This is a genomic window from Pseudomonas sp. 43A (genome assembly GCF_013363935.1).
Classification (GTDB): domain Bacteria; phylum Pseudomonadota; class Gammaproteobacteria; order Pseudomonadales; family Pseudomonadaceae; genus Aquipseudomonas; species Aquipseudomonas crudilactis.
Genome location: NZ_CP054880.1, coordinates 6,441,266 through 6,465,676 on the forward strand (window position 1 = coordinate 6,441,266; position 24,411 = coordinate 6,465,676).

General features: G+C 59.5%; 23 protein-coding genes. 14 read left to right on the plus strand and 9 right to left on the minus strand.

The features are described from left to right. The first annotated feature begins 327 nt into the window (after positions 1-327). On the plus strand, positions 328-2,505 hold the full coding sequence (locus HUW52_RS28480; protein ID WP_175555489.1) for a malate synthase G: 2,178 nt from the start codon (positions 328-330) through the stop codon (positions 2,503-2,505). Positions 2,506-2,770: 265 nt separating this feature from the next. On the opposite strand, the gene HUW52_RS28485 is transcribed toward HUW52_RS28480, so the two are convergent. Further along, positions 2,771-3,217: a response regulator gene (locus tag HUW52_RS28485; RefSeq protein WP_016983746.1), complete on the minus strand. Its 447-nt coding sequence runs from the start codon at positions 3,215-3,217 to the stop codon at positions 2,771-2,773. Between the two features lie 258 nt (positions 3,218-3,475). Between HUW52_RS28485 and HUW52_RS28490 the strand changes: the two genes are divergently transcribed. From HUW52_RS28490 to HUW52_RS28525, 8 genes are all read left to right on the plus strand, one after another. Next, positions 3,476-5,410, plus strand: coding sequence for a putative nucleotidyltransferase substrate binding domain-containing protein (locus tag HUW52_RS28490; protein WP_306149755.1), 1,935 nt, complete (start codon positions 3,476-3,478; stop codon positions 5,408-5,410). Then, positions 5,407-6,114, plus strand: coding sequence for a PolC-type DNA polymerase III (locus HUW52_RS28495; protein WP_175555491.1), 708 nt, complete (start codon positions 5,407-5,409; stop codon positions 6,112-6,114). The genes HUW52_RS28490 and HUW52_RS28495 overlap by 4 nt, the downstream gene beginning before the upstream one ends. A gap of 335 nt (positions 6,115-6,449) precedes the next feature. Then, positions 6,450-6,926: an RNA polymerase sigma factor gene (locus HUW52_RS28500; protein ID WP_256668569.1), complete on the plus strand. Its 477-nt coding sequence runs from the start codon at positions 6,450-6,452 to the stop codon at positions 6,924-6,926. Continuing rightward, positions 6,923-7,897, plus strand: a complete 975-nt coding sequence (locus HUW52_RS28505) for a FecR domain-containing protein (RefSeq protein WP_175555493.1) — start codon at positions 6,923-6,925, stop codon at positions 7,895-7,897. The genes HUW52_RS28500 and HUW52_RS28505 overlap by 4 nt, the downstream gene beginning before the upstream one ends. Positions 7,898-8,135: 238 nt before the next feature. After that, positions 8,136-10,562, plus strand: coding sequence for a TonB-dependent siderophore receptor (locus HUW52_RS28510; RefSeq protein WP_175555494.1), 2,427 nt, complete (start codon positions 8,136-8,138; stop codon positions 10,560-10,562). A 74-nt stretch (positions 10,563-10,636) separates the two neighbouring features. Continuing rightward, complete coding sequence (locus tag HUW52_RS28515; protein ID WP_175555495.1) at positions 10,637-11,767, plus strand: PepSY domain-containing protein; 1,131 nt, start codon at positions 10,637-10,639, stop codon at positions 11,765-11,767. Continuing rightward, on the plus strand, positions 11,764-11,943 hold the full coding sequence (locus HUW52_RS28520) for a hypothetical protein (RefSeq protein WP_016983739.1): 180 nt from the start codon (positions 11,764-11,766) through the stop codon (positions 11,941-11,943). The genes HUW52_RS28515 and HUW52_RS28520 overlap by 4 nt, the downstream gene beginning before the upstream one ends. A gap of 182 nt (positions 11,944-12,125) precedes the next feature. Further along, positions 12,126-12,755, plus strand: coding sequence for a glutathione S-transferase (locus HUW52_RS28525; RefSeq protein ID WP_095126234.1), 630 nt, complete (start codon positions 12,126-12,128; stop codon positions 12,753-12,755). A gap of 199 nt (positions 12,756-12,954) precedes the next feature. On the opposite strand, the gene creD is transcribed toward HUW52_RS28525, so the two are convergent. The 4 genes from creD to HUW52_RS28545 form a co-directional block, all read right to left on the minus strand. Then, a complete protein-coding gene (gene creD / locus HUW52_RS28530; RefSeq protein ID WP_175555496.1) occupies positions 12,955-14,325 on the minus strand; it encodes a cell envelope integrity protein CreD in 1,371 nt (456 codons plus the stop codon). Positions 14,326-14,510: 185 nt separating this feature from the next. Further along, a complete protein-coding gene (gene creC / locus HUW52_RS28535; protein ID WP_175555497.1) occupies positions 14,511-15,929 on the minus strand; it encodes a two-component system sensor histidine kinase CreC in 1,419 nt (472 codons plus the stop codon). Then, positions 15,929-16,609, minus strand: a complete 681-nt coding sequence (creB, locus tag HUW52_RS28540; RefSeq protein WP_026000496.1) for a two-component system response regulator CreB — start codon at positions 16,607-16,609, stop codon at positions 15,929-15,931. Before creB ends, creC begins: the two co-directional genes overlap by 1 nt. A 73-nt stretch (positions 16,610-16,682) precedes the next feature. Continuing rightward, complete coding sequence (locus HUW52_RS28545; protein ID WP_007909997.1) at positions 16,683-17,186, minus strand: ATP-dependent zinc protease; 504 nt, start codon at positions 17,184-17,186, stop codon at positions 16,683-16,685. Positions 17,187-17,492: 306 nt separating this feature from the next. Between HUW52_RS28545 and HUW52_RS28550 the strand changes: the two genes are divergently transcribed. Continuing rightward, positions 17,493-18,380, plus strand: a complete 888-nt coding sequence (locus HUW52_RS28550; protein ID WP_175555498.1) for an acyltransferase — start codon at positions 17,493-17,495, stop codon at positions 18,378-18,380. A 1-nt stretch (position 18,381) separates the two neighbouring features. Here the strand turns inward: HUW52_RS28550 and HUW52_RS28555 are convergent, their stop codons facing one another. Beyond that, positions 18,382-18,939, minus strand: a complete 558-nt coding sequence (locus tag HUW52_RS28555) for a DUF2780 domain-containing protein (protein ID WP_016983733.1) — start codon at positions 18,937-18,939, stop codon at positions 18,382-18,384. Positions 18,940-19,089: 150 nt separating this feature from the next. On the opposite strand from HUW52_RS28555, the gene HUW52_RS28560 reads away from it, so the two are divergent. The 4 genes from HUW52_RS28560 to HUW52_RS28575 all read left to right on the plus strand — a co-directional run bounded on the left by HUW52_RS28560 (position 19,090) and on the right by HUW52_RS28575 (position 21,323). After that, the gene (locus HUW52_RS28560; RefSeq protein ID WP_175555499.1) at positions 19,090-19,725 is read left to right on the plus strand and encodes an RNA polymerase sigma factor; all 636 of its coding nucleotides are present in this window, start codon (positions 19,090-19,092) and stop codon (positions 19,723-19,725) included. Beyond that, positions 19,722-20,396, plus strand: coding sequence for an anti-sigma factor domain-containing protein (locus HUW52_RS28565; protein ID WP_175555500.1), 675 nt, complete (start codon positions 19,722-19,724; stop codon positions 20,394-20,396). Before HUW52_RS28560 ends, HUW52_RS28565 begins: the two co-directional genes overlap by 4 nt. 441 nt (positions 20,397-20,837) lie before the next feature. Further along, a complete protein-coding gene (locus HUW52_RS28570) occupies positions 20,838-21,023 on the plus strand; it encodes a hypothetical protein (RefSeq protein WP_016983730.1) in 186 nt (61 codons plus the stop codon). Between the two features lie 69 nt (positions 21,024-21,092). Then, the gene (locus tag HUW52_RS28575) at positions 21,093-21,323 is read left to right on the plus strand and encodes a cold-shock protein (protein WP_016983729.1); all 231 of its coding nucleotides are present in this window, start codon (positions 21,093-21,095) and stop codon (positions 21,321-21,323) included. A gap of 56 nt (positions 21,324-21,379) precedes the next feature. Here HUW52_RS28575 and fdhA read toward each other — a convergent pair whose 3' ends face one another. The 3 genes from fdhA to HUW52_RS28590 form a co-directional block, all read right to left on the minus strand. Beyond that, positions 21,380-22,579, minus strand: a complete 1,200-nt coding sequence (gene fdhA, locus HUW52_RS28580; RefSeq protein ID WP_008086916.1) for a formaldehyde dehydrogenase, glutathione-independent — start codon at positions 22,577-22,579, stop codon at positions 21,380-21,382. 202 nt (positions 22,580-22,781) lie between these two features. Further along, the gene (gene purU, locus HUW52_RS28585; RefSeq protein ID WP_095187131.1) at positions 22,782-23,639 is read right to left on the minus strand and encodes a formyltetrahydrofolate deformylase; all 858 of its coding nucleotides are present in this window, start codon (positions 23,637-23,639) and stop codon (positions 22,782-22,784) included. An 11-nt stretch (positions 23,640-23,650) separates the two neighbouring features. Next, positions 23,651-24,283, minus strand: a complete 633-nt coding sequence (locus tag HUW52_RS28590) for a sarcosine oxidase subunit gamma (RefSeq protein WP_034155013.1) — start codon at positions 24,281-24,283, stop codon at positions 23,651-23,653. Between the last annotated feature and the right edge of the window lie 128 nt (positions 24,284-24,411).

Here is a 24,411-nt window from a genome sequence, read left to right on the forward strand (position 1 = left end):
TGTTTTTTGAGAACATCCCGTTCCGCGATGTGACCGCAATGCGACATGAGGTCGCAGAACGACGTAATTAGTCTGATTTTCACAAGCGCAACTCATCATGTAGTATGCCGCAGCGCGCACTACATAACGCTGGATTGATGTCTGCCCAAGGCCTGTTCGCAACCCTGAAAGCCCCGTCAGCAAGGCCCCCAAGCCGTTGATTGGTCCCAGCCCAGCCGCCCGCAATGGCATGTACTGGTCGGCAGGTTTGTGGTTTAAATGGCCAGAGGCTTCATTGTCAAATTGAAGAGCTGAAAAGCGAAATAGCTGAGCAGAGTGAGGCAAGCAATGACTGAACACGTTCAAGTCGGTGGCCTGCAGGTCGCCAAAGTCCTGTTCGACTTCGTGAACAACGAAGCCATTCCCGGTACCGGCCTCACCGCCGAAAAATTCTGGGAAGGTGCCGACAAGGTCATTCATGACCTGGCGCCGAAGAACAAAGCCCTACTCGCCAAACGCGATGACTTCCAGGCACGCATTGACGCCTGGCATCAGGAACGCAACGGTCAGGCGCACGACGCCGTGGCCTATAAAGCGTTCCTGCAAGAAATCGGTTATCTGCTGCCAGAAGCGGCTGATTTCCAGGCAACGACACAAAACGTCGATGATGAAATCGCCCGCACCGCCGGCCCGCAACTCGTTGTGCCGGTGATGAACGCCCGCTTCGCTCTCAATGCCTCGAACGCCCGCTGGGGTTCGCTGTATGACGCCCTCTACGGCACCGACGCGATCAGCGAAGACGGTGGCGCGGAAAAAGGCAAAGGCTACAACAAGGTGCGTGGCGACAAAGTCATCGCCTTCGCCCGTGCGTTCCTCGACGAAGCTGCGCCATTGGCTGCTGGCTCCCACGTCGATTCGACCGGCTACAAAATCGCTGACGGCAAATTGCTGGTCACCCTCAAGGGCGGCAGCAACACTGGCCTGCGCGACGATGCACAACTGATCGGTTTCCAGGGCGACGCCAACGCGCCAATCGCCATCTTGCTGAAACACAACGGTCTGCATTTCGAAATCCAGGTCGACGCCACCACCCCGGTTGGCCAGACCGACGCCGCCGGCGTCAAAGACATCCTGATGGAAGCCGCGCTGACCACCATCATGGACTGCGAAGACTCCGTGGCCGCCGTCGATGCTGACGACAAAGTGGTGATCTACCGCAACTGGCTCGGCCTGATGAAGGGCGACCTGGCGGAATCCGTGTCCAAGGGCGGCCAGACGTTCACCCGCACCATGAACCCGGATCGCACCTACGCCGCGCCGAATGGCGGTGAAGTGACGTTGCACGGTCGTTCGCTGCTGTTCGTGCGTAACGTTGGTCACCTGATGACCATCGACGCGATCCTCGACAAAAACGGTAACGAAGTGCCGGAAGGCATTCTCGACGGTCTGGTCACTTGCCTGGCGGCGATGCACAACCTCAACGGCAATACCTCGCGTCGCAACACCCGTACCGGCTCGGTCTACATCGTTAAACCGAAGATGCACGGCCCGGAAGAAGCGGCGTTCACCAACGAGCTGTTCGGTCGCATCGAAGACGTGTTGGGCCTTACGCGCAATACGCTGAAAGTCGGGATCATGGACGAGGAGCGCCGTACCACGGTCAACCTCAAGGCCTGCATCCAGGCAGCCAGCGAGCGCGTGGTGTTCATCAACACCGGTTTCCTCGATCGCACCGGCGACGAAATCCACACCTCCATGGAAGCCGGCCCGGTTGTGCGCAAGGCTGACATGAAGGCTGAGAAGTGGATCGGCGCGTACGAAAACTGGAACGTCGATATCGGTCTGAGCACCGGCCTGCAAGGTCGCGCGCAAATCGGTAAAGGCATGTGGGCAATGCCCGACCTGATGGCAGCGATGCTGGAGCAGAAAATCGCCCACCCGCTGGCCGGCGCCAATACCGCTTGGGTGCCGTCGCCAACGGCGGCTGCGCTGCACGCGCTGCACTACCACAAGGTCGACGTGTTCGCCCGTCAGGCCGAACTGGCCAAACGTGCTCGCGCTTCCGTCGACGACATCCTGACCATCCCACTGGCGGTTAACCCGAACTGGACGCCAGAGCAGATCAAGAACGAACTGGACAACAACGCTCAGGGCATTCTTGGTTACGTGGTACGCTGGATCGACCAGGGTGTCGGTTGCTCGAAAGTGCCGGACATCAATGACGTCGGCCTGATGGAAGACCGTGCCACGCTGCGTATCTCCAGCCAGCACATCGCCAACTGGCTGCGCCACGGCGTGGTCACCGAAGCGCAGGTGATGGAAAGCCTCAAGCGCATGGCGCCGGTGGTTGACCGTCAGAACGCCAACGACCCGCTGTACCGTCCGCTGGCACCGAACTTCGACAGCAACATCGCCTTCCAGGCAGCGGTCGAACTGGTGATCGAAGGCACCAAGCAGCCGAACGGTTACACCGAGCCGGTGCTGCACCGTCGTCGTCGCGAGTTCAAGAAGGCCAACGGCCTGTAACTTGCGCTGAATGCCGGACATGAAAAAGCCCTGATCGAAAGATCAGGGCTTTTTTGTTTGTGTGGTGTGGGCTGGTATTTGTGGAGGGTTTGAGATCCATCCCCCTCACCCCAGCCCTCTCCCCCAAGGGGTAGAGGGGAAAGGGAGCAGATATTGGTGCTTTTCAAAACCTGAGTTCGACTGAGGAGTTTCAAGTCGGTGTACCTCGACCATCCACCTCGGTCAGTCCCCTCTCCCTCTGGGAGAGGGCTAGGGTGAGGGGCTTTTAAGGATCGATACCCAACTCGTGTTTTACCAGACCGAGCAACTTGCCCGTATCAATCGGCTTGAGCAGAAAATCCACCACGCTCAAATGCATCGCCGCAATCGCATCCTTCACATCGGCATCACCGGAAACAATGATGATCGGCATCGCCGCCCGTACCGATTCGCGTACTTGCCGTATCAGTTCAAGCCCACCGACGTGGCCCATGCGCAAATCGGTGATGACCAGCCCGATCGAAGGCTTTTCTTCAAGCATCTTCAACGCTGTCTCACCACTGGCTGCAGTCATGCAACGAATGCCATCCAACGCAAGAATCTCCGACAACAGCTCACGAGCATCCTTGTCGTCATCAACGATCAATACACGCTGCGGCGGCAGATCAGGTTCGAGCATGACTGCACTGAGCGCTTCTCGCTCGGCATCGCTCAAAATATCGTGGTCGGACATGGCGTTCTCTAAGTATTCAAAACAGTCCCTTGGCAAGTGGTCAGACATCGCGGGGCAGAGCTTCAATGTGCACTTCGTCGGATTTTTTTCCAAGGGGGTAGACCAGGGAATTTCCGACTGTTTGCGTAGGGCATCTCCGAAACTGCACCAATGGTGGCAAAACCTAGACTTACGTCCAATGGGCACCCTGCCCGCAGGGGTCGACCATGGCTGCAACGATCCGACAACAACAATTCGAAAAAGACTGCGGTAATGGTTATGAGTAAAGCGGACGCCTTCACCCAGGCAGGGAAAACCGCGGTATTGCAGAACATTCAGGGCACCCTGCAATTCCTCCAGCGCTTCCCGCCCTTCAATCAGATGGAACACGCCCACCTGGCTTATCTGGTGGAGCAATGTCAGCTGCGTTTCTACGGCCAGGGCGAGAGCATCATCAAACCCGCCGACGGCCCGGTCGAACATTTCTATATCGTCAAACAAGGTCGGGTGGTTGGCGAACGCCAGCACATCACCAAACCCGGCACCGAAACCACGTTTGAAATCACCACCGGCGAATGCTTTCCGCTGGCGGCACTGCTCGGTGAACGCGCGACGCGCACTGAACACCTGGCCGGCGAGGACACCTTCTGTCTGCAACTGAACAAACTGGCGTTCATCAAACTGTTCGCCCTCTCCAACGTCTTTCGCGATTTCGCCTTGCGCGGGGTCAGCAGCCTGCTCGATCAGGTCAATCAGCAAGTGCAGCAAAAAGCCGTGGAAACCCTCGGCACGCAGTACTCGCTGAACACCCGCCTGGGCGAACTGGCGATGCGGCACCCGGTGACCTGCAGCCCGGACACGCCATTGCGTGAAGCGGTGAAGTTGATGCACGAGCAACAGGTCGGCAGCATCGTCGCGGTGGATGAGCACAAGGCGCCGCTGGGGATCTTCACCCTGCGCGATTTGCGCCATGTGGTGGCTGAAGGCATCGGCGATTTCAGTGAGGCCATCGATCGCCACATGACCCGCGCGCCCTTCTATCTTTCGCCGGACCACAGTGCCTTCGATGCAGCGATTGCCATGACCGAACGGCATATCGCGCACGTCTGTCTGGTCAAGGATCAGCGCCTGTGTGGCGTGGTCTCCGAGCGCGATCTGTTCTCGCTGCAACGGGTCGACCTGGTGCATCTGGCCCGGACGATCCGCAGCGCCCAGCGCGTCGAACAACTGGTGAGTCTGCGCGGCGAGATCGGCCAATTGGTCGAACGCATGCTCGCCCATGGCGCATCCTCGACGCAGATCACCCACATCATTACCCTGCTCAACGATCACACCGTGTGCCGGGTGATCGAACTGACCCTCGCCGAAAAAGGCGACCCCGGTGTGCCATTCAGTTGGTTGTGCTTCGGCAGCGAAGGCCGCCGCGAGCAGACCCTGCACACCGATCAGGACAACGGCATTCTGTTCGACGCGCGAGACGCGGCGCATGCGGCGGAGATTCGCGGCAAGCTGCTGCCGATTGCCCAGCAGATCAACCAAAGTCTGGCGCTGTGCGGTTTCACCCTGTGCAAAGGCAATATCATGGCCGGCAACCCCGAGCTGTGTCTGTCGCGGGCAGAATGGGCACGGCGCTTTGCGGCTTTTATTCGTGAGGCGACGCCGGAGAACCTGCTCGGGTCGAGCATTTATTTCGACCTGCGCGTGGTCTGGGGTGATGAACAAGGTTGTGAACAACTGCGCCGGGGCATTCTTGATCAGGTCGGCGACAACCGCTTGTTCCAGCGCATGATGGCCGAGAACGCTCTGCGCAACCGTCCACCGGTGGGGCGTTTCCGCGAGTTTGTCCTGGCGCGCAAGAACGGCGAGAAAGCCACGCTGGATCTCAAGGTTCAAGGCCTGACGCCGTTTGTGGACGGCGCACGCTTGCTGGCGTTGGCCAACGGTATCGACGCCAACAACACCCTTGAGCGCTTCCGTCAGTTGGTCGAAAAAGAAGTCATCGAGCGTCTGGATGGTGCGGCGTATGAAGAGGCCTATCACTTCATTCAGCAGACGCGCATGCAACAGCATCAACTGCAGACGCGGGAGAACCTGCCCTACTCCAACCGCGTCGACCCGGACAGCCTCAATCATCTCGACCGGCGCATCCTGCGTGAATCGTTGCGCCAGGCTCAGCGCCTGCAAAGCAGCCTGACCTTGCGGTATCAGCTATGAGCCTGTTCTCGTGGCTGCGCCCGGCCAGTCCGGTGCTGTCAGCGGATTTGCAGCAGCGTCTGGCCAAGTTGCCGACGATCACCGAGCTGAGCGAATGCACGCTGCGCGAACAGCGCTGGGTGGTGCTGGACCTGGAAACCACCGGACTCAACCTGAACAAGGATCGCGTGCTGTCGATTGGTGCGGTGGTGATCGCGGATGGCGCAATCGATTTCAGTCAGCAGTTCGAGCGCACGCTGCAGTGTCGCGAGTTGAAGCTCAGCCCCAGCGTGTTGATTCACGGCTTGGGGCCGAGTGCGATTGCGGCGGGCAGTGAACCGGCCGAGGCGCTGCTGGAGTTCATGGAGTTTGTCGGTGACAGCCCGGTGCTGGCGTTTCATGCGCCGTTTGATCAGCACATGCTTGGGCGCGCGTTGAAGGAGCATTTGGGGCACAAGTTGCAGCAGGTGTTTCTCGATGTCGCCGACATCGCCCCGCTGGTTTGCCCGCAGGCGCAGATCCGTGAGGCAGGGCTGGATGAGTGGATTGAGTGGTTCAAGCTTGAGGTGTTCGAGCGGCATAACGCGAGTGCCGATGCGCTGGCTACGGCGGAGTTGGCATTGATTCTGTTCAGCCGGGCGCGGGGGCAGCAGATTCATAGTCCGCTGAACTTGCAGCAGCGGTTGAGTCAGTGGAAGCGGCGGCAGCAGGCGCCTTCGTTCTGAAATTGAGTCAAGTCCAAGATCCATCCCCCTCACCCCAGCCCTCTCCCCCAAGGGGGCGAGGGGGAAGGGAGCAGATCTTCATGTTGTCCGACCCGGAGTTCGACCGAAGAATTTCAGGTCGGTGTATCTCGAACATTCACCTCGGTCAGTCCCCTCTCCTTCTGGGAGAGGGCTAGGGTGAGGGCCAGCCTTTAAACGCCCACCTGACCAGTGGCCAATTGCTAACCATTCCCACCTCTGCCACAATCGCGAACAATTCGCGTTAGTTAACATTTCCCAATCGGTGATGTCCGGTGTCGTCAGTCCCTAGCCCTAACAGTGAGCTCGTCGGTGCGATGTATCGCGACCATCGCGGTTGGCTGCTGGCATGGCTGCGGCGCAATGTGGCGTGCCCGCAGCGCGCCGAAGACCTGAGCCAGGACACCTTTGTGCGTCTGCTCGGTCGCGACGAAATGCCGACACCCCGCGAGCCGCGCGCCTTTCTGGTGGCAATCGCCAAAGGCTTGCTGTTTGACTACTTCCGCCGCGCGGCGCTGGAACAAGCCTACCTCACCGAACTGATGCTGATCCCCGAAGGCGAACAACCTTCGGTGGAAGAACAGCAAATGATCCTCGACGACCTCAAAGCCATCGACCGCTTGCTCGGCAAACTGTCGACCAAGGCCCGCGCCGCTTTCCTTTATAACCGCCTCGACGGCCTCGGCCATGCCGAGATTGCCGACAAGCTCGGCGTTTCGGTGCCGCGTGTGCGCCAGTATCTGGCGCAAGGCATTCGGCAGTGCTACATCGCCCTGTACGGTGAGCCGACGTGAGCCCGGCCAGTTCCAGACCGGTGCCGGCGCATGTGCTGGACGCGGCGATTGCCTGGCAACTGACCCTCGATTCGAGCAGTCCGCTGGAGCGCGAAGAGTTCGCCAAATGGCACGCGGCCAATGAAGAACACGCCCGCGCCTGGCAGCAACTGGGCATGCTCGATCAGCGTTTCAGCGTCGCCAAGGGCCCGGCCCGCAGTGCCTTGCTGCAATCGCGCGAGGGCATTCGCCGCCGCGTGCGCAAACTTGGCAGTGGGCTGGCCAGCGTTGTGGTGCTGGTCGGTGTGGGGCTGTTTGCCAGTGAGCGGTTTTTACCGCTGGACTACTGGCTCGCCGATCAACGTACCGCTACGGGTGAGCAACGCACCATGCGCCTGGCGGACGGCACTGTTTTGAATCTGAACACTCACAGTGCGGTGGATGTGCGATTCGATGACAAGCGCCGATTGATCGTTTTGCAGGAAGGCGAAATTCTCGTCGAGACCGGTCATGGCGATGCGCGGCCCTTTATCGTTGAAACGCGCGAAGGCAGCATGCGTGCCTTGGGCACACGGTTTCTGGTCAAGCGTGAAGAAGAAGGCACACGTCTGAGCGTATTGCAGTCGGCGGTCGCGGCGCACCCGCAATCGAATCCTGAAGAACACATTCTCCATGAAGGCCAGCAAGTGCTGCTGCGCAGTGATGGGCTGGGCTCGGTTGTCGCGCTCAATCCCGGCGCTGATGCCTGGACGCGCGGCATGCTGGTGGTGGATAACGCGCGCCTCGGCGATCTGGTGCATGAACTGGGGCGTTATCGTCGCGGGCATCTGGGCGTGGCGCCGGACGTGGCGGACCTGCGGATTACCGGCAGCTTCCCGCTGCATGACACCGACAAAGCCCTGAGCGCATTGCTGCCGACCCTGCCGGTGCAGATCGAGCGGCATACGCCGTATTGGGTGACCGTCGCGAAGGCGGATATCAAGCCTGAGTAGTGTGGCGCCTGACAAATTGCCTTCGCGAGCAAGCTCGCTCCCACAGGGAAACGCATTCCAATGTGGGAGCGAGCTTGCTCGCGAAAGGGCCATTCGACGCGCGATATAAGTCCGCTCAAACGCGTCAATCAGCAGCATTCAAACTTTAATCGAAATTATTTTCATCCAGCCCTATCACTTTCTGCTTTTCATCCGGCACACAGGCAATTGAGAAACACTTCCATTCAGGAGCCGCCGTATGTCCCGTTCGCTAGACACCTTGTTGCGCCCCAGTCTGCTGGCCGTCGCCATTGCGCTCAGCGCGCCGCTGATCAGCAGTCCGTTGCTCGCCGCTGAACAAGCGTCGAGCGTGCGCGCGTACAACCTGCCGGCGGCGCCACTGTCGACCACCCTGAACCAGATCGCCAGCCAGGGCGGCATCGCGCTTTCGCTCAATCCGTCGCTGGCGGCAGGCAAGACCTCAGCACCGGTGAACGGCCAGTACGACGCGGCTGGCGCTCTGCGCGCGGCGCTGCGCGGCACCGGTCTGCAACTGGAACAAAGCAGCACCGGCACCTACACCCTGGTCGCCGTGCCTGAAGGAACGCTGGCCCTGCCGGAAACTTCCGTCATCGGTGTGGAAAACTTCGAAAGCGCCTGGGGCCCGGTCGAAGGCTACACCGCCACCCGCACCGCTGCTGGCACCAAGACCGACACCGCACTGGTCGAAGCACCGCGTTCGATCTCCGTGGCGACCCGTCAGCAAATGGACGACCGCAGCGTGCACAGCCTCGACGACGCGGTGCGCTACATGCCGGGCATCACCGCCAGCAGCTACGGCAGCGACACCCGCGCCGACTGGCTGCGTGTGCGCGGCTTCGAACCGACCCAGTTCCTCGACGGCCTGCCGCTGCCGAAAGGCGTGTACGCCAACCCGAAACAGGAAACCTGGAACCTCGACCGCCTCGCCCTGCTGCGCGGCCCAGCCTCCTCGGTTTACGGCCAGACCCCGCCGGGCGGTTTGCTGGACATGGTCAGCCGTCGTCCAAGCGCTGAAGCCAGCAATGAAATCCAGCTGCAATACGGCAGTGACAACCACCGCCAGATCAACTTCGCCAGCACCGGCAAGATCGATGACGCCGGCCAGTTTCTCTACGGTCTCAGCGGTGTGGTGCGCGACAGTGGCACGCAGGTCGATCACGTCGACAACAAGCGCTACAACATCGCGCCGAGCCTGACCTGGAACATCGACGATGACACCAAGTTCACCCTGCTGAGCCAGTTCACCCGCGACGATACCGGCATCACCAGCCAGTTCCTGCCGGTGCAGGGCACCAAGATCAAATCGCCGTTCGGTGATATTTCCCACCACAAGAATCTGGGTGATCCGGACTGGGAATATTACGATCGCACCTACTACGCGCTGGGCTATGCCTTCGAACATCGTCTGAACGATGTCTGGCAGTTCAAGCAGAACCTGCGCTACACCAAGTCGGATCTGTCGTTCCAGTCGCTGACACCGGGCTCCTATCCGTTCGCGCAAGTTGACGATCAGGGCAACGTAAACCGCACCAGCACCAGCGTCGACGAAGACATCAGTCAGTTCGCTGTGGACAACAACTTCCAAGCCGACTTCGCCACCGGAGACATCCGCCACACCCTGCTGCTGGGTCTGGATCACCAGCGCAGCAACACCAACTACACCTCGATCTTCGGTGATGGCCTGCCCACCAACGTCATCACGCCGATCTACGGTCAGCCGATCGTTCGCCCGGCGCGCTCGACGGCGTTTTATGACTACGACCAGAAGACCTACCAGACCGGTCTGTACGTGCAGGACCAAATGGCTCTCGACCAGTGGCGCCTGACCCTCGGCGGCCGTGAAGACTGGGTGCACACCAGCACAAAGTTCATCAACAAGGGCGATGCCACCAACACCCAGCGTGACAAGGCCTTCAGCGGCAACGCCGCGCTCAGCTACGTCTTCGACAACGGTTTCGTGCCGTACCTGTCGTACGCCGAATCCTTCCAGCCGACCACAGGTGCCGACGCTACTTCGAGCGGTTCGCTCAAGCCGACCGAAGGCAAGCAGTGGGAACTGGGCATCAAGTACCAGCCGCCGGGCAGCAAAACCCTGCTGACCGCCGCCGTGTATGACCTCACCCAGAAGAACGTTTCGGTCAACACCTTCGTCAACAACGTGTCGATCACCAGCCAGACCGGCGAAGTGAAAGTCAAAGGCCTGGAGCTGGAAGCGGTTTCCGACGTCACCGACAACCTCAAAGTCATCGCTGCCTACACCCTGGCCAAATCGGAAGTGCAGAATGGCGTCGACAAAGGCAATCGCCTGCAACTGATGCCGAACCAGCAAGCCTCGCTGTGGACTGACTACACCTGGCACGCCGGCGTCCTCGACGGCTTCGGCATTGGCGGTGGCGTGCGTTACACCGGCAACACCTATGGCGACAAGGCCAACACCTGGCTGGGCAAGGCGGATGCCTACACCGTGTTCGACGCGAGCGTGCATTACGACCTCGGCCGTCTGGACAACAGCCTCAAAGGCGCGTCACTGGCCGTCAACGCAACCAACCTGTTCGACAAGGAATACATTTCCACCTGTGACGGTTTCTACTGCTACTACGGCGACACGCGCAGCGTCGTCGCCAGCGCCACTTACAAGTGGTAAGCGATTTAGCTGAAACAGGCCCTGTGACCAGGCCGTCCCCCGTGGACGGCTTTGGTGTTTTTGAAGGTCATGAAATGAAAAGTAAAACAATTCGTCGCTGGTCGTTCATCCACACCTGGACCAGCCTGATTTGCACCGTGTTTTTGTTGCTGCTGGCACTGACCGGTTTGCCACTGATTTTCCATCACGAGATCGAGCACCTGCTCGGCGACGCACCCGAAGTGCGCGAGATGCCGGCCGACACGCCACGGCTGAATCTGGCGCAACTGGTCGAGGCCGCCGAGAAACATCGTCCCGATGAAGTCGTGCAGTATTTCGGTTTCGATGACGATGAGCCGAATGCCGTGCTGACGATCATGGCGAAAACCGCCGGCACTGAACCGAACTCGTCGCACACTTTCATGCTCGATGCACGTACCGGTGAAGCACTGGAAACGCCTTCGGCCAACGGCGGTTTGATGCTGTTCATCCTGCGCCTGCACGTCGACATGTTCGCCGGGCTGCCGGGCAAATTGCTGCTGGCGTTTATGGGGCTGCTGTTTGTCGTGGCCATCGTGTCCGGGACGGTGCTGTATTTGCCGTTCATGCGCCGCCTGAAATTCGGCACGGTGCGCCAGGATAAATCCACCCGCCTGCGCTGGCTCGACCTGCATAACCTGATCGGTGTTGTCACCCTGACCTGGGCGTTGGTGGTCGGCGTGACCGGTGTGATCAGCGCCTGCGCCGACCTGTTGATCGCGGCTTGGCGCAACGATGCATTGACTGCGTTGATCGAGCCTTACCGCGATGCGCCACCGCTGACCCACTTGGCGCCGGCCACACGTTTGCTCGACATCGCTGCTGAAGTTGCGCCGGAGATGAAACCGGATTTCATTGCCTTCCCCGGCACACGCTTTTCCAGTGAACACCATTACTCGGTGTTCATGAAGGGCGGCACGCACCTGACTTCGCATCTGCTGACGCCAGTGCTGATCGATGCGACCACGCTGCAGGTCACCGCCGTGGCCGAACGGCCGTGGTACATGGACGCCATGGGCATGTCGCAGCCGTTGCACTTTGGTGACTATGGCGGCATGCCGATGAAAATTCTCTGGGCCACACTCGATGTGCTGACCATTATTGTGCTCGCCAGTGGCGTGTATTTGTGGGTAGTGCGGCGCAAAGCAGCGAAGCCTGTGCTGGAAACGGCGGAGGCGTCTGCATGAAGCCGCGTCAGTCGAGTTTCTGGAAAGTCTTCAGCACGCCGATCGTGATTGCGCTGCTCAGTGCAGCGGGGTTGTTTGCGGCGTTGCTGGGGGATGGGATTTGGGATGCGTTGAGCTGGGTTGGGCTGGGTGTCCCGGCCGTTCTGGCGATCAGGGGATTGCTGCAGCGTAGGTAATATTTGCATTGCCTGAGATGGCCCCTTCGCGAGCAAGCTCGCTCCCACATTTGAAATGCGTTCCCCTGTGGGAGCGAGCTTGCTCGCGAAGGCGACAGTGAATACACCATCAATTCCTCGCCAGCCTCGCCGCATCTGGCTAGGCTAACCACCTGCTCTTCGACGATCACCGAGGTTTGCCAATGTCCGCCCCCAGCATGACCCTGTACCACAACACGCTCTCTCCGTTCGTGCGCAAAGTGATGGTGTTGCTGCACGAAACCGGCCAGCAGGATCGCGTGGCCTTGCAAGATTGCGTGCTCAGCCCGGTCAGCCCGAGCGCCGAGCTCAATCTCGACAACCCGCTGGGCAAGATTCCCGCGCTACGTCTGGCCGACGGCAATGTCATCCATGACAGCCGGGTGATCCTCGAATACCTCGACCAACAACACGTCGGCAATCCGCTGATCCCGCGCGAAGGCGCGGCTCGCTGGCGTCGCCTGACCCTCGCCTCAATGGCTGACGGGATCATGGATGCGTCAGTGATGGTGCGTTATGAAATGGTCCTGCGCGCGCCGGAAAAACATTGGGACGAATGGCTCGAAGCCCAGCGCGACAAGATCCGCCGCGCCCTTGCGGTGTTGGAAAAGGATGCGATTGCCGAGCTGACCAGCCATTTCGATGTGGCGGCGATCAGCGTGGCCTGCGCCTTGGGTTATCTCGATTTGCGCTTTCCGGACCTGGGCTGGCGTGACGCCAATCCGCAACTGGCCAACTGGTTCTTTGAAGTGAGTCAGCGACCGTCCATGATCGCCACGATGCCCAAGCCTTAAATCGGCGGCGCCTGTTCCGGCCTCTTCGCGAGCAGGCTCGCTCCCACGTTGTTTTTGGGTATGGCAGAAATCTCTGTTCCAACACCAATCCTGTGGGAGCGAGCCTGCTCGCGAATGCACCACCTCGGTTCCGGCGGCAGCGCTGCAAAAATCAGTGTCACCAAAACCTCTACCTCCCGCTGATCTTCACGCAACCCGCTCATTGCATCGCCCCCACATCAAACTCCAACGGCTTGCCCGGCTTCTGCCCGATCCCGTACCAGTCCAGTTTGCGCGTCAACACCATGAACACACCGAGCAGACCGAACAGCAACAATGAGCCCATCAGCAACGCGTAATCCTCAGCGCTCAGTAATCCATAAAGCAGGCCATACAACGCCGCCAGTCCCGCCGAAAAACTCAAACCGTGGCGCACACTGCGCAGCACGTGGCAGACGTAAAACCCGATCAACAGCACACAGGCACTGGCTGACAACAGATACGCCAAGGCAAACCCGATGTGCTCCGACAACGACAGCAGCAACAGATAAAAGAACGCCAGCGCCACACCCACCAGCGCGTATTGCACCGGGTGCACGGCCAGGCTCTTGAGCACTTCGAACAGGAAGAAACCGGCGAACGTCAGGACGATGAACAGCAGCGCATATTTGATCGCCCGGTCACTCTTCAGGTACTGATCCACCGGATCGATGAAGCTCACGCCGAAGCTGCGACCGTTGAATGCCTCGCAATCATTGCCGCTCACGCAACGGCTCATGGCGTCTTGCAGGTTGGTGGAGAAAAACGTGGTCTGCCAATCGGCGCTGAAACCTTGATCATTGATCTCACGTTTGCCCGGCAGGAAATTGCCGATGAAACTTGGATGCGGCCAATTCGCCGTGAGGCTGACGCTGCTGCTCTTGCCCACCGGCAGTACCTGCAACGAACCGGTGCCTTGCAGGCGCAAATCGAAACCGAAGCTCAGTTCCGTGGTTTTACTGGTGTCGAGCAGCGGCAGCGTCACTCGCACGCCTTCGCCGAGCCAGCCCACTTGAGTTCCCGGCACGAAGTCCAGACGCTGGCCGTCGAGTTCCAGCTTCAGCGCATTTTCAATGCCGCGAATGTCGCTGATACCGACGGCGAGAAACGGTGCATCGAACAGGTAGTCGGAGAAATCTTCTTTTATGCCCAATTGCGCTGGGAGCGAGAAATGGCCATTGATGCGGTTGTCGGCATGGAATAGCCGCGCCTCATAAATACCCCGCGCACGCAGTTCGGTTTGCACCTGACCATCGAGTTCGAAACGCTCCGGCAGGAAATACAGACGACCGCGCTCTTCACTCGGCTCGTCGTAGCGCTGATTGGTTTTGTCGTTGGTTTTCCAGTTGTGAATCACTTTGCGATACGGCACCACCATCACCGGGCCGCTCAGTTGCTGGCTGTAGCTGGAGCTGCGGGCGATGTCTTCAAGCACGCCGTCGCGCAGCTGTTGGCGCTCGTCGATGACGCCGTCGATCATCAGCAACGGGATCAGCAACAGCAGGATCAGCACGGCGATGGCGCCGAGCTTTATCGTCAGATTCTTGTTCATGGGACTCTCCCTGTTTGGATGGGGAGAGTCTGCTGTTGCTGTATGAGGGGAATATGGGGGGAATATGGAGATTGTGTGGAGACTGTTCAGGCCCCTTCGCGAGCAAGCTCGCTCCCACATTGGATCTGCGTCGTTCACAAATCCCCTGTGGGAGCGAGCTTGCTCGCGAAGGCAACGACTCGATATCAAGGCAAGCGCAATGTCACTTCAACACCGCTTTCAACATTACGAATCTGCATCGCCCCACCATGCAACTTGACCACCTCTTCAACGAAGTTAAGCCCCAACCCGGTGCTTTTTCGTCCACTGTCCGGACGCGGCAACGAGTAGAAGCGTTCAGTCAAACGCGGCAAAGCGTAGTCAGGAATCGCCGCCGTTTCATTGAACAATCGAAATTCGATCTGCTCGCCAACCCGCTCGGCACTGAACCGCAGCAGCCCCTCAACCGGGGTGAAATCCAGCGCATTCTCCAGCAGATTACCCAACGCCTGACGCAGCAGAAACGGCTCGCCGATCAACAGAAGATCAGCCGCAATCGCCTGTTCGATGCGCAACTGTTTGCCTTCAATCCGCGCCGCCTGCCCTTGCAACAGCTCATCAACCAAAACCGCCAACGGCACAGCGACCCGTTCTTCAAGACCCTGACGTTGTTCCACTTGTGCCAGATTCAACAACCGTTCGATCAACTGCTGCATCCGCGCACTTTCACTGTCGATGTTGCCGACAAAGCGCAATCGCTGAACTGGCGGCATCTCCCCTTGCAGCAACTCGGCGGCGCCACGAATCGCCGCCAGCGGACTTTTCAGTTCATGGGTCAGCGTGTGCACGTAGCGTTCAACGTAAGCCTTGCCTTCCAGCTGTGTGCGCATCTGCTCAACCGCTGTGGCCAGTTGCTCCAGCTCACCACCTCGGTAATGCGGCACTTCCACCCGACGTCCCTCGCTCACCGCTTGGGCATAACCGGTCAAACGGTGCAGCGCGCGGCTCAGCCACCACGACAGCAAAGCACCGAAGAGCAGACCGAGGCCGATCAGACCCGCGCCGTAAAACAGCAAACGCCGCTCGGTGCGATCAACATAGGGCTGCAAAGAGCTGTTGGGTTTGGCCACGGTGACCACACCGATGATCTGGCCGTTGTCGCGGATCGGCGCGCCGACGTGCATCACCGACGAGCTGGCGTCATCCGGGTCGCTGCGGCTCGAACGCGCGCCATATTCACCGCGCAAAGTCAGGTAGACATCGTTCCAGCGCGAGTAGTCCTGCCCCACGGCCACGCCACTGGAATCGAGCACCACAATGCCCTTGGCGTCAGTCACGTAGATACGGTGGTTGACCTGATTTTTCGGCAAGCCCCAAATGGTTGCTTGCGGCTGACGATCACCATACGCGCGCAGCAACTCCGGCCAGCGGTTCTCGCTAAGAGTGCCAGCCTTGAAATCATCACGGAGGATTTCCGCCATCAGGTTGGCGGTATCGACCAGGGTTTCTTCGGTGGACTGGCGCACGCCGGGGCGGATTTCTTCCATCACCGTGTTGAGCACGAAATAACCGGTGAGGCCGACAAACAGCACATACACCAGAAAGATCCGCAGCCCCAGTGACATCAGCTGTGCCCCGGGCTGTAGCTGTAACCGAGGCCGCGATGGGTCTGGATCGGCTCGGCGTCGGCGCGGACCAGACGCAATTTGGCGCGCACGCTTTTGATATGGCTGTCGATGCTGCGTTCATAACCGGCGTCGGCCGCTACGCCGAGGGCATCAAGCAATTGCTCACGACTGAACACTCGCTCGGGTTGTTCGAGCAGGCATTGCAGCAGACGGAATTCGTGACGGGTCAGGGTCAACGTCTGGCCGCGATAAATGATTTGAATCCGCTCCGGATCGATACGAAACAGCGCTGAACTGACTTCAATCGCAGGACGCGGCGCCATGCGCTTGAGGATGGCCTTGACCCGCGCCGCCACCTCTCGAGGACTGAACGGCTTGACCACATAGTCGTCAGCGCCAATTTCCAGACCCACCACGCGATCAATCTCGGCATCGCGGGCGCTGAGGAACAGCACCGGGACTTCGCTGAAGCGCCGCAGCTGTTTGCATGTCTCGAAGCCGCTGATGTCCGGCAGGCCGATGTCGAGGATGATCAGATCGGCAGGCGTCTGCCGCTGATGCTCCAGCGCCGCCGCGCCGAGACTCAACCACGTGGTGGTGAAGCCCTCGCCCTGCAAGGCAAAAATCAGCGTGTCGGCAATCGCCGCTTCGTCTTCGACAATCAGGATATGAGGCATGGCGTCCGAGCCCATAGGTTAAGTGCGCGAACGGTGCCCCAAGCCTGACGTTACGTCAATGAGACCACTTGGCTCAGCAGTCCGGCTTGTCGGCGGTGAAGCGCCGCGCCGGATTCACCGCAGCGCCGAACTCGCGCAAGGCTTTGGCACCGATCAGCAACGGGTAATTGAAGTTGCTGCGGTCGGTCAGGTTGACCTCAACGGTACGCTTGACGTTACCCAGGCACAGCTCCAGATCGACCACCGGGCGCTTGGCGACTTCGGTGCTTTCGCCCTCGTCTTCTTCATCCGAACGGCTCTTGATCTTGCTGATGCGCGCGACCTTGTGTTCGTAGACCTTGTTGCTGGCGTCCTTGGTGCCGAGGCGGAACCGCACCCATTCGTCGCCATCACGGGTGAAGGTCTCGATGTCTTTGGCCGACAGCGAGGCGGTCAGTGCGCCGGTGTCCATCTTGGCCTTGAGCACTTCACCGCCGATTTCCGGCAGCGCGATGTATTCGTAGCGCCCGTACAGGGTCGGCTCGGCGGCCATGACCGGCAGGGCGACGAGGGCAAACAGTGCAAGGAGGGATTTCACGTAAGGGGCTTCCTTGGAAAATGAGGGCGGCAGACTGGGATTTTAGACAGCCATTGAGTCATTCGTTCGCCTTGAAATCGCTTTCGCGAGCAGGCTCGCTCCCACAGGGTTTTGTATTGAGCACATATTTTTAATACATCTGAATCCAGTGTGGGAGCGAGCCTGCTCGCGAAGAGGCCAGCATATTCAACACAACGCTTGAGCAAAGCATACCGGCCCAAAAGTGAAACATTCGTCACCAGCGATTTGGCCTGTCGCGCGAAGCTGCTTATCATGGCGCGCCCATCCGTTTGCAAAGAGTTGCTTATGCGCCGCCTGCTCACCGGCTGTTTCGTCACCCTGCTGCTGTTGCTCAACACCCTGATCCTGATCGGACCGTTGCTGGTGTTTGCCCTGCTCAAACTGGTCGCCCCCGGCCGCTGGCGCGATTACGCGTCGGGGGCGGTGATGTGGATCGCCGAGACCTGGGCCGAGATCGACAAGCTGATTTTCCGCTTGTGTATCCCCACTCAGTGGGACATTCGCGGCGGCGAGAATCTGCGCGGTGACACCTCGTATCTGGTGGTCAGCAACCATCAGTCGTGGGTCGACATTCCGGCGCTGATCCAGACGCTGAACCGGCGCACGCCGTTCTTCAAATTCTTCCTCAAGAAAGAACTGATCTGGGTACCGTTTCTGGGGCTGGCGTGGTGGGCGCTGGATTACCCGTTCATGAAGCGCTACACCAAGGCATTCCTGGCGAAGCACCCGGAGCTGGCCGGCAAGGATCTGGAAATCACCAAGCAGGCCTGCGAGCTGTTCAAGCGTCAGCCAGTGACCGTGGTCAATTATCTGGAAGGTACGCGCTACACCGCTGCGAAAAGCGCGCAGCAGCAATCACCGTTCAACCACTTGCTCAAGCCCAAGGCTGGCGGCGTAGCGTTCGTGTTGGCGGCGATGGGTGAACAACTGGATGCGATTCTCGATGTGACGGTGGTTTATCCACAGGCGAAAATCCCGGGTTTCTGGGATTTGATCAGCGGCAACGTGCCGCGCGTGATCGTTGATATCAAGACCCGCGACCTCGACCCGGCGTTGTGGCAGGGCGATTACGAGAATGATCCGGCGTTTCGCCAGACGGTCCAGAGCTGGGTCAACCAGCTCTGGAACGAGAAAGATCAGCGCATCGCCGAACTGCGCAGCGAGCGCCGCTGAATCAGCTACCGGTGCCAGCGCCCCAGATGCTGCCCAGGCTTTGCAGCAGCGGGCCGCCAACGCCCTGATCACCCAGATACTTGAGCAGCACCGGGGCAAACTGGCCGACCATGCCGCTGTCCATGCCCAAGGCACCAAAGGCATTGTTCAGGTCATTGGTGTCCTTGACGTTGCCCAGCGCATTTTCCAGACCGGCTGATTTACCGGACTGACCGAGCAACCCGCTCAACGCCGCCAGATTGCCGCTACCGCCCGACAGCTTGTCGATGCCCGGTACTTCCTTGGCCAACTGCGAATAATCGGTGCTGCTCAATTGGTTCTTCGCCAAACCAAGCATGGCGCTGGTGCCGCCAACGGCTTGCTGCGGGGTAACGCCCAGGCCAGTGATGGCTTGCAGCAGACCGGCGGTTTCCGAGGTCGGTGCGGCGGCGGTGGCAGCGTTGCCACCCTGCATGCTCGAAGCCGCCTTGGTCACGTCGTCCAGACTGAAACCGGCGAACACCGGGCTGGCCGCAAGGGTCATCAGTGAAGCCAAGGCAATACCGCGTGAAATCTTCATTCAGACATCCTCTTGCGCTGTGAAAACCACCCGTTGAACGGGCAGTGAAACTGCCGGTTTGACCGGGTATCCGCCGGCATGTTCCGGCGCGGCGCATCCATATTCATCCGGCCTGCGTATATAAAACGTGAAATCCCGGACACCCTCGCGATGAATGGCACAACCGCTGTCGCTGAACTAGCCTGTGAACAGTCCGAGTCTCGCCCTCGCGCGCTCACTCTTGCTTGGAGAGTCGTCATTTCCATCGCCGACACCGATCAGCTGCGACAGCTGCTGGCCCAGTGTGCACTGGGTGATCGTCGCGCCTTCGAAAAGCTGTACCGCAGCGTCGGCCCGCGTCTGCACGGCGTCGCCCTGAGTTTTATGGGCCGCACCGATCTGGCCGAGGAAGTGCTGCAGGAAAGCTTCGTGCGCATCTGGAACAACGCCTCGCGCTACGAAGCGCACCTGTCGGCGCCGTTGACGTGGATGATCAACATCACCCGCAATCAGGCCATCGACCAGTTGCGCAAACACCGTGACCGGCCACTGACCGATCTCGAACAGGACACACTGCCAGACGAAAGCCCCTCGGCTCACGACCAACTGAACAGCGCCCGTGAGGCCAACGCGCTGAATCGCTGCCTGGAAACCCTCGACGGCATGCAGCGCCAGTCGATCACCGTGGCCTACTTTCAGGGATTGTCGTGCACGGAACTCGCCGAACATCTCGCCACGCCACTGGGAACGGTGAAATCGTGGATCCGTCGTGGCATGGAACGTCTGCGCCGGTGCCTTGAATCATGAACTACCAGACCCCAGCCCTGCGCCGCGCCCTGGCTGCCGATTACGCGATCGGGTTGATGGCTGCGCCTGCGCGGCGGCGGTTTGAACAATTGCTGCTGGACGACGCTGTGTTGCGAGCTGAACTGGCGCAATGGCAGGAAAGCCTCGCCTCTCTCACCGAAGCGCTGCCGGAACATCCCGTGCCCGACCGAGTGTGGCAAGGCATTACCGCGCGGATCGAACCGCAAGTGCTGCATGTGCCCGAGAAGCGGCCGTTCTGGAACTGGCTACGGGTTACCGCTGCGCTGTGTTCGATCGTGTTGCTGGTCTTCCTCGGCTCGCTGTACAACCGCGACGACGCCCGCTACCGCGCCACCCTGCTGACCGCCGATGCGCAACCGGCGCTGAAGGTCGAAGCGCATGCGGATTATCTGCAGGTCGAGCCGCTGACGCTGGCGGCGGTTGATGCGGATCGCAGCCTTGAACTGTGGGCGATTCCGGCTGATGGAAAACCGATCTCGCTGGGGGTGATTCCGGCGGGGGGCAAAGGCAAGGTTGAGCTGAACGAGGTGCAGAAAGCGTTGATCGGTAAACCGATTGCGCTGGCAGTAAGTCTTGAGCCTAAAGGTGGTTCGCCGACCGGGCAGCCGACTGGGCCGGTGTTGTACCAAGGGGCCTTGGCGGGCCTGTAAAGCAAAGCCCCTCACCCTAGCCCTCTCCCAGAGGGAGAGGGGACTGACCGAGGGATATTGACGCAATACGCCGACGTGGAAGACTTGCGTTGAATCCATAGTCGACTCGATCTTTCAGGTCGATATACGACGCAAGACACCTCGGTCGGCCCCCTCTCCCTCGGGGAGAGGGCTGGGGTGAGGGTAGCTTTTGATCAATCACAAACTTCTTCGGCACGCCCGCATCGAAGCTCCCACAGGACCTCAAACCCGCGAAACAACCGATGGCGATCTTTTTTAGATCGTTAATTGCTTGTCGTGAAAATCAATATTTCAAAAAGAACTGGACACCTGTCAGATCTGACAGGTGTCCAGCGATCCGGGCTGGAATAGGCTGCTGGTGTGTCAATTGTTCGAAGAAAGCGAGGTGCAATTAACGGTCATTCAACGGGAGATACGGTGATGGAAAAGCAACTCAGTCCGCTCGATCAACTGCTCGAATCAGATGTCCCACCGATCATCTTTTGCATCAGCCCGGACGATCCGATCATCAAACACATCAAAGCGGGGCAGAAGGTTACTTATGACCTTAAGCGCGGTGATAACGGAAAAAACTACGCGGTAAACATTCAAATCGAAGACGACTGACAGGCTGGAAAATCAATACGGCAACATGTGTGAAATGAAGTTCTTCATAAATAGACAGGAAGCAAGGACATGACACAAGCATCAAGCGGAAAACCAAGAAAAAACGGCACGGTTAAATGGTTTAACGACGAAAAAGGCTTTGGTTTTATTACACCGGACGGTGGCGGTGATGACCTCTTCGTCCATTTCAAGGCGATCGAATCCGATGGATTCAAATCCTTAAAAGAAGGGCAAAAAGTTTCTTTCGTTGAAGAAAAGGGGCAAAAAGGACTACAAGCCGAGCAAGTCCGCCCTGAATGAACCATAAACAAAAAAACGGCGACCCTGAGGTCGCCGTTTTGTATTGCGCTTAAACGTTACGCCGCACTGAACAACTTATGCGGATCAATCACAAACTTCTTCGGCACGCCCGCATCGAACTCGCCATACCCTTCCGGCGCCTGATCAAGGCTGATCACCTGCACGCCCACCACTTCGGCGATGTTGATGCGATCCCACATGATCGCCTGCATCAGTTGGCGGTTGTACTTCATCACTGGGGTTTGCCCGGTGTGGAAGCTGTGCGACTTGGCCCAGCCCAGACCGAAGCGAATGCTCAGGCTGCCCATTTTCGCAGCGGCATCCACAGCACCCGGATCTTCGGTGACGTACAGGCCGGGAATACCGATCTTGCCGGCAACACGCACCACGCCCATCAGCGAGTTGAGTACGGTGGCCGGAGCTTCCGATTTCGCGCCATCGTGGCCATGACCGCGTGCTTCGAAGCCGACGCAGTCCACCGCGCAATCTACTTCCGGCTCACCGAGCAGCGCGGCGATTTGTTCGTGCAGCGGTGCGTCTTTCGACAGATCGACGATTTCAAAACCCTGCGCCTTGGCGTGGGCCAGGCGGATGGTGTTGACGTCGCCGATGATCACCACCGCCGCACCCAACAGACGCGCGGAAGCGGCAGCGGCCAGACCGACCGGGCCGGCGCCCGCGATGTAAACGGTGCTGCCCGGGCCAACGCCGGCCGTCACCGCGCCGTGGTAACCGGTCGGCAGAATGTCGGAGAGGCAGGTCAGGTCGCGGATTTTCTCCATGGCCTTGTCGCGATCCGGCAGTTTCAGCAGGTTGAAGTCGGCGTACGGCACCAGCACGTACTCGGCCTGGCCACCGGTCCAGTCGCCCATGTCGACGTAGCCGTAAGCGCCACCGGCACGGGCCGGGTTGACGGTCAGGCAGACGCCGGTGTGTTGCTCCTTGCAGGAACGGCAGCGCCCGCAAGCCACGTTGAACGGTACGGAGACCAGGTCGCCGATTTTCAGGTTTTCGACGTCGGAGCCTTTTTCGATCACCTCGCCGGTGATCTCGTGGCCCAGGACCAGACCGGTCTGCGCCGTGGTACGGCCGCGCACCATGTGCTGGTCAGAGCCGCAGATGTTGGTGGAAACCACTTTGAGAATGACCCCGTGCTCGATCTTGCGACCGCGCGGGTCCTGCATTTTCGGATAGTCGATTTTCTGTACTTCGACCTTGCCAGCGCCGAGATACACCACACCACGATTGCCAGACATGCTTTCACCTCGCTGTTGTTTTTATGGAACCGCGTTGCCCAGGCAGGCAGCGCGTTAAATGCTCGGGTTATTGCTTGTTGGTCTTGCGTTGTCAGTTATGGCCCCTTCGCGAGCAAGCCCGCTCCCACAGGGATTTGTGTCGTTCACAAAATTTGAATTCACCACCGAACCCTGTGGGAGCGGGCTTGCTCGCGAAAACGATCTAGAGAACGACGGTTCTGTTGGCGTTCAAAAACACCCTTCTTTCGATGTGATAACCAACGGCGCGGGCCAACGTCAGGCCCTCGATATCCCGCCCCTTGGCAATCAGATCCTCAGGGTAATGACTGTGATCCACCGCCTCGACGCCTTGAGCGATGATCGGCCCTTCATCCAGATCGTTGTTGATGTAATGCGCCGTGGCACCCACCAGTTTCACGCCCTTGTTGTAGGCCTGGTGATACGGCTTGGCGCCCTTGAAGCCCGGCAGCAAAGAGTGATGAATGTTGATCGCCTTGCCATCGAGCTTGCGGCACAGCTCTGGCGACAGCACCTGCATGTAGCGGGCGAGGATCACCAGTTCGGCGCCGGACTCTTCGATCACCTGCAAGACCCGACGCTCCTGCGACGGTTTGTCGTTGGGATCGAGGGGGAAATGGTAGTAGGGAATCTGGTGCCAGTCGGCCAACGGCTTGAGGTCGGGATGGTTGGACACCACCGCCGCGACGTCCATCGACAACTGGCCGATGCGCTGGCGGTAGAGCAAGTCGTTAAGGCAGTGATCGGCCTTGGAGACCATGATCACCACTTTTGGCCGATAGTTCGGTGCCGTCAGTTCGAAGATCATGCCGAAGGCCTGGCCACGTTCAGCGAGGCCGGTGCGGAAGGATTGTTCGTCGAAGCCGTCGGGCTGACGGAATTCCACACGAATGAAGAAACGCCCGGAGAGGCGGTCATCGAACGAATGGTGCTCGGTGACGTAGCAACCCTGCTCGAACAGAAAACGCGTCACCGCGTCCACGGTGCCGAGAACGCTGGGGCAGTCGGCGGTCAGAATCCATGTGTCTGGGGCGCGGCTCATCGTTGTTTCTCCTAGGCCTGGACGCTGAGGCCGTACTCAGCCGAAGCATCCTGCAACCACAACCACCAATAATCCGAAAAGCTGCGACGGATCAGCAGTTCCCAAGTGTCTTCGGCGGTATGACGAATCATCAGCTGCGACTTGGCGAACACCGTGCCGACCGCTTTACCGACCGGGAAGTTGTTCGGGTGTACGTCGTAGCTGGTGGACTTCATCAGCACCTGGCGCACGTTCGGCCCGCTCAGTTCGAGTACTTGCTGGCCGCCGCTGACGTTGACGATCGCGATGTGCAGATCGCCCAGCGCTTCACGCAGCTTTTGTTCAGCGGCGAATTCTTCACCGCTTGGCACGATCAGCAGCCACTCGTCCGGGCCCATCCATTGCAGGCTGGTTTCGCCTTTGACGATAACGCTCAGCGCGCCGGGCAGTTCGATGCCCAGGGCCTTGTGCACACCGGCGGCGAACGCGGCATCGTGGCCATCGCCACGGATGGTCAGGTGGCCGAGGAGTTTTTTCTCACGCACGATCACGCCGGCGTTCTTGCGGCCCTTGCCGACCAGGCTGGCGAGGTCGGCATGGTGCAGCGACGACTCGGCACGGGCCCCGGTGGTTGGGCGTTGTTGGTAAACATTGGCTGTGGTCATAAAGCACCTTTATCAATTCTGTTGGTTCCGGCCCTTGTGGTGGCTGTGACTCCGCCTTCGCGAGCAAGCTCGCTCCCACACTGGACTGATGCCTGACACAAATCCCATTAACAACCCAGAACCTGTGG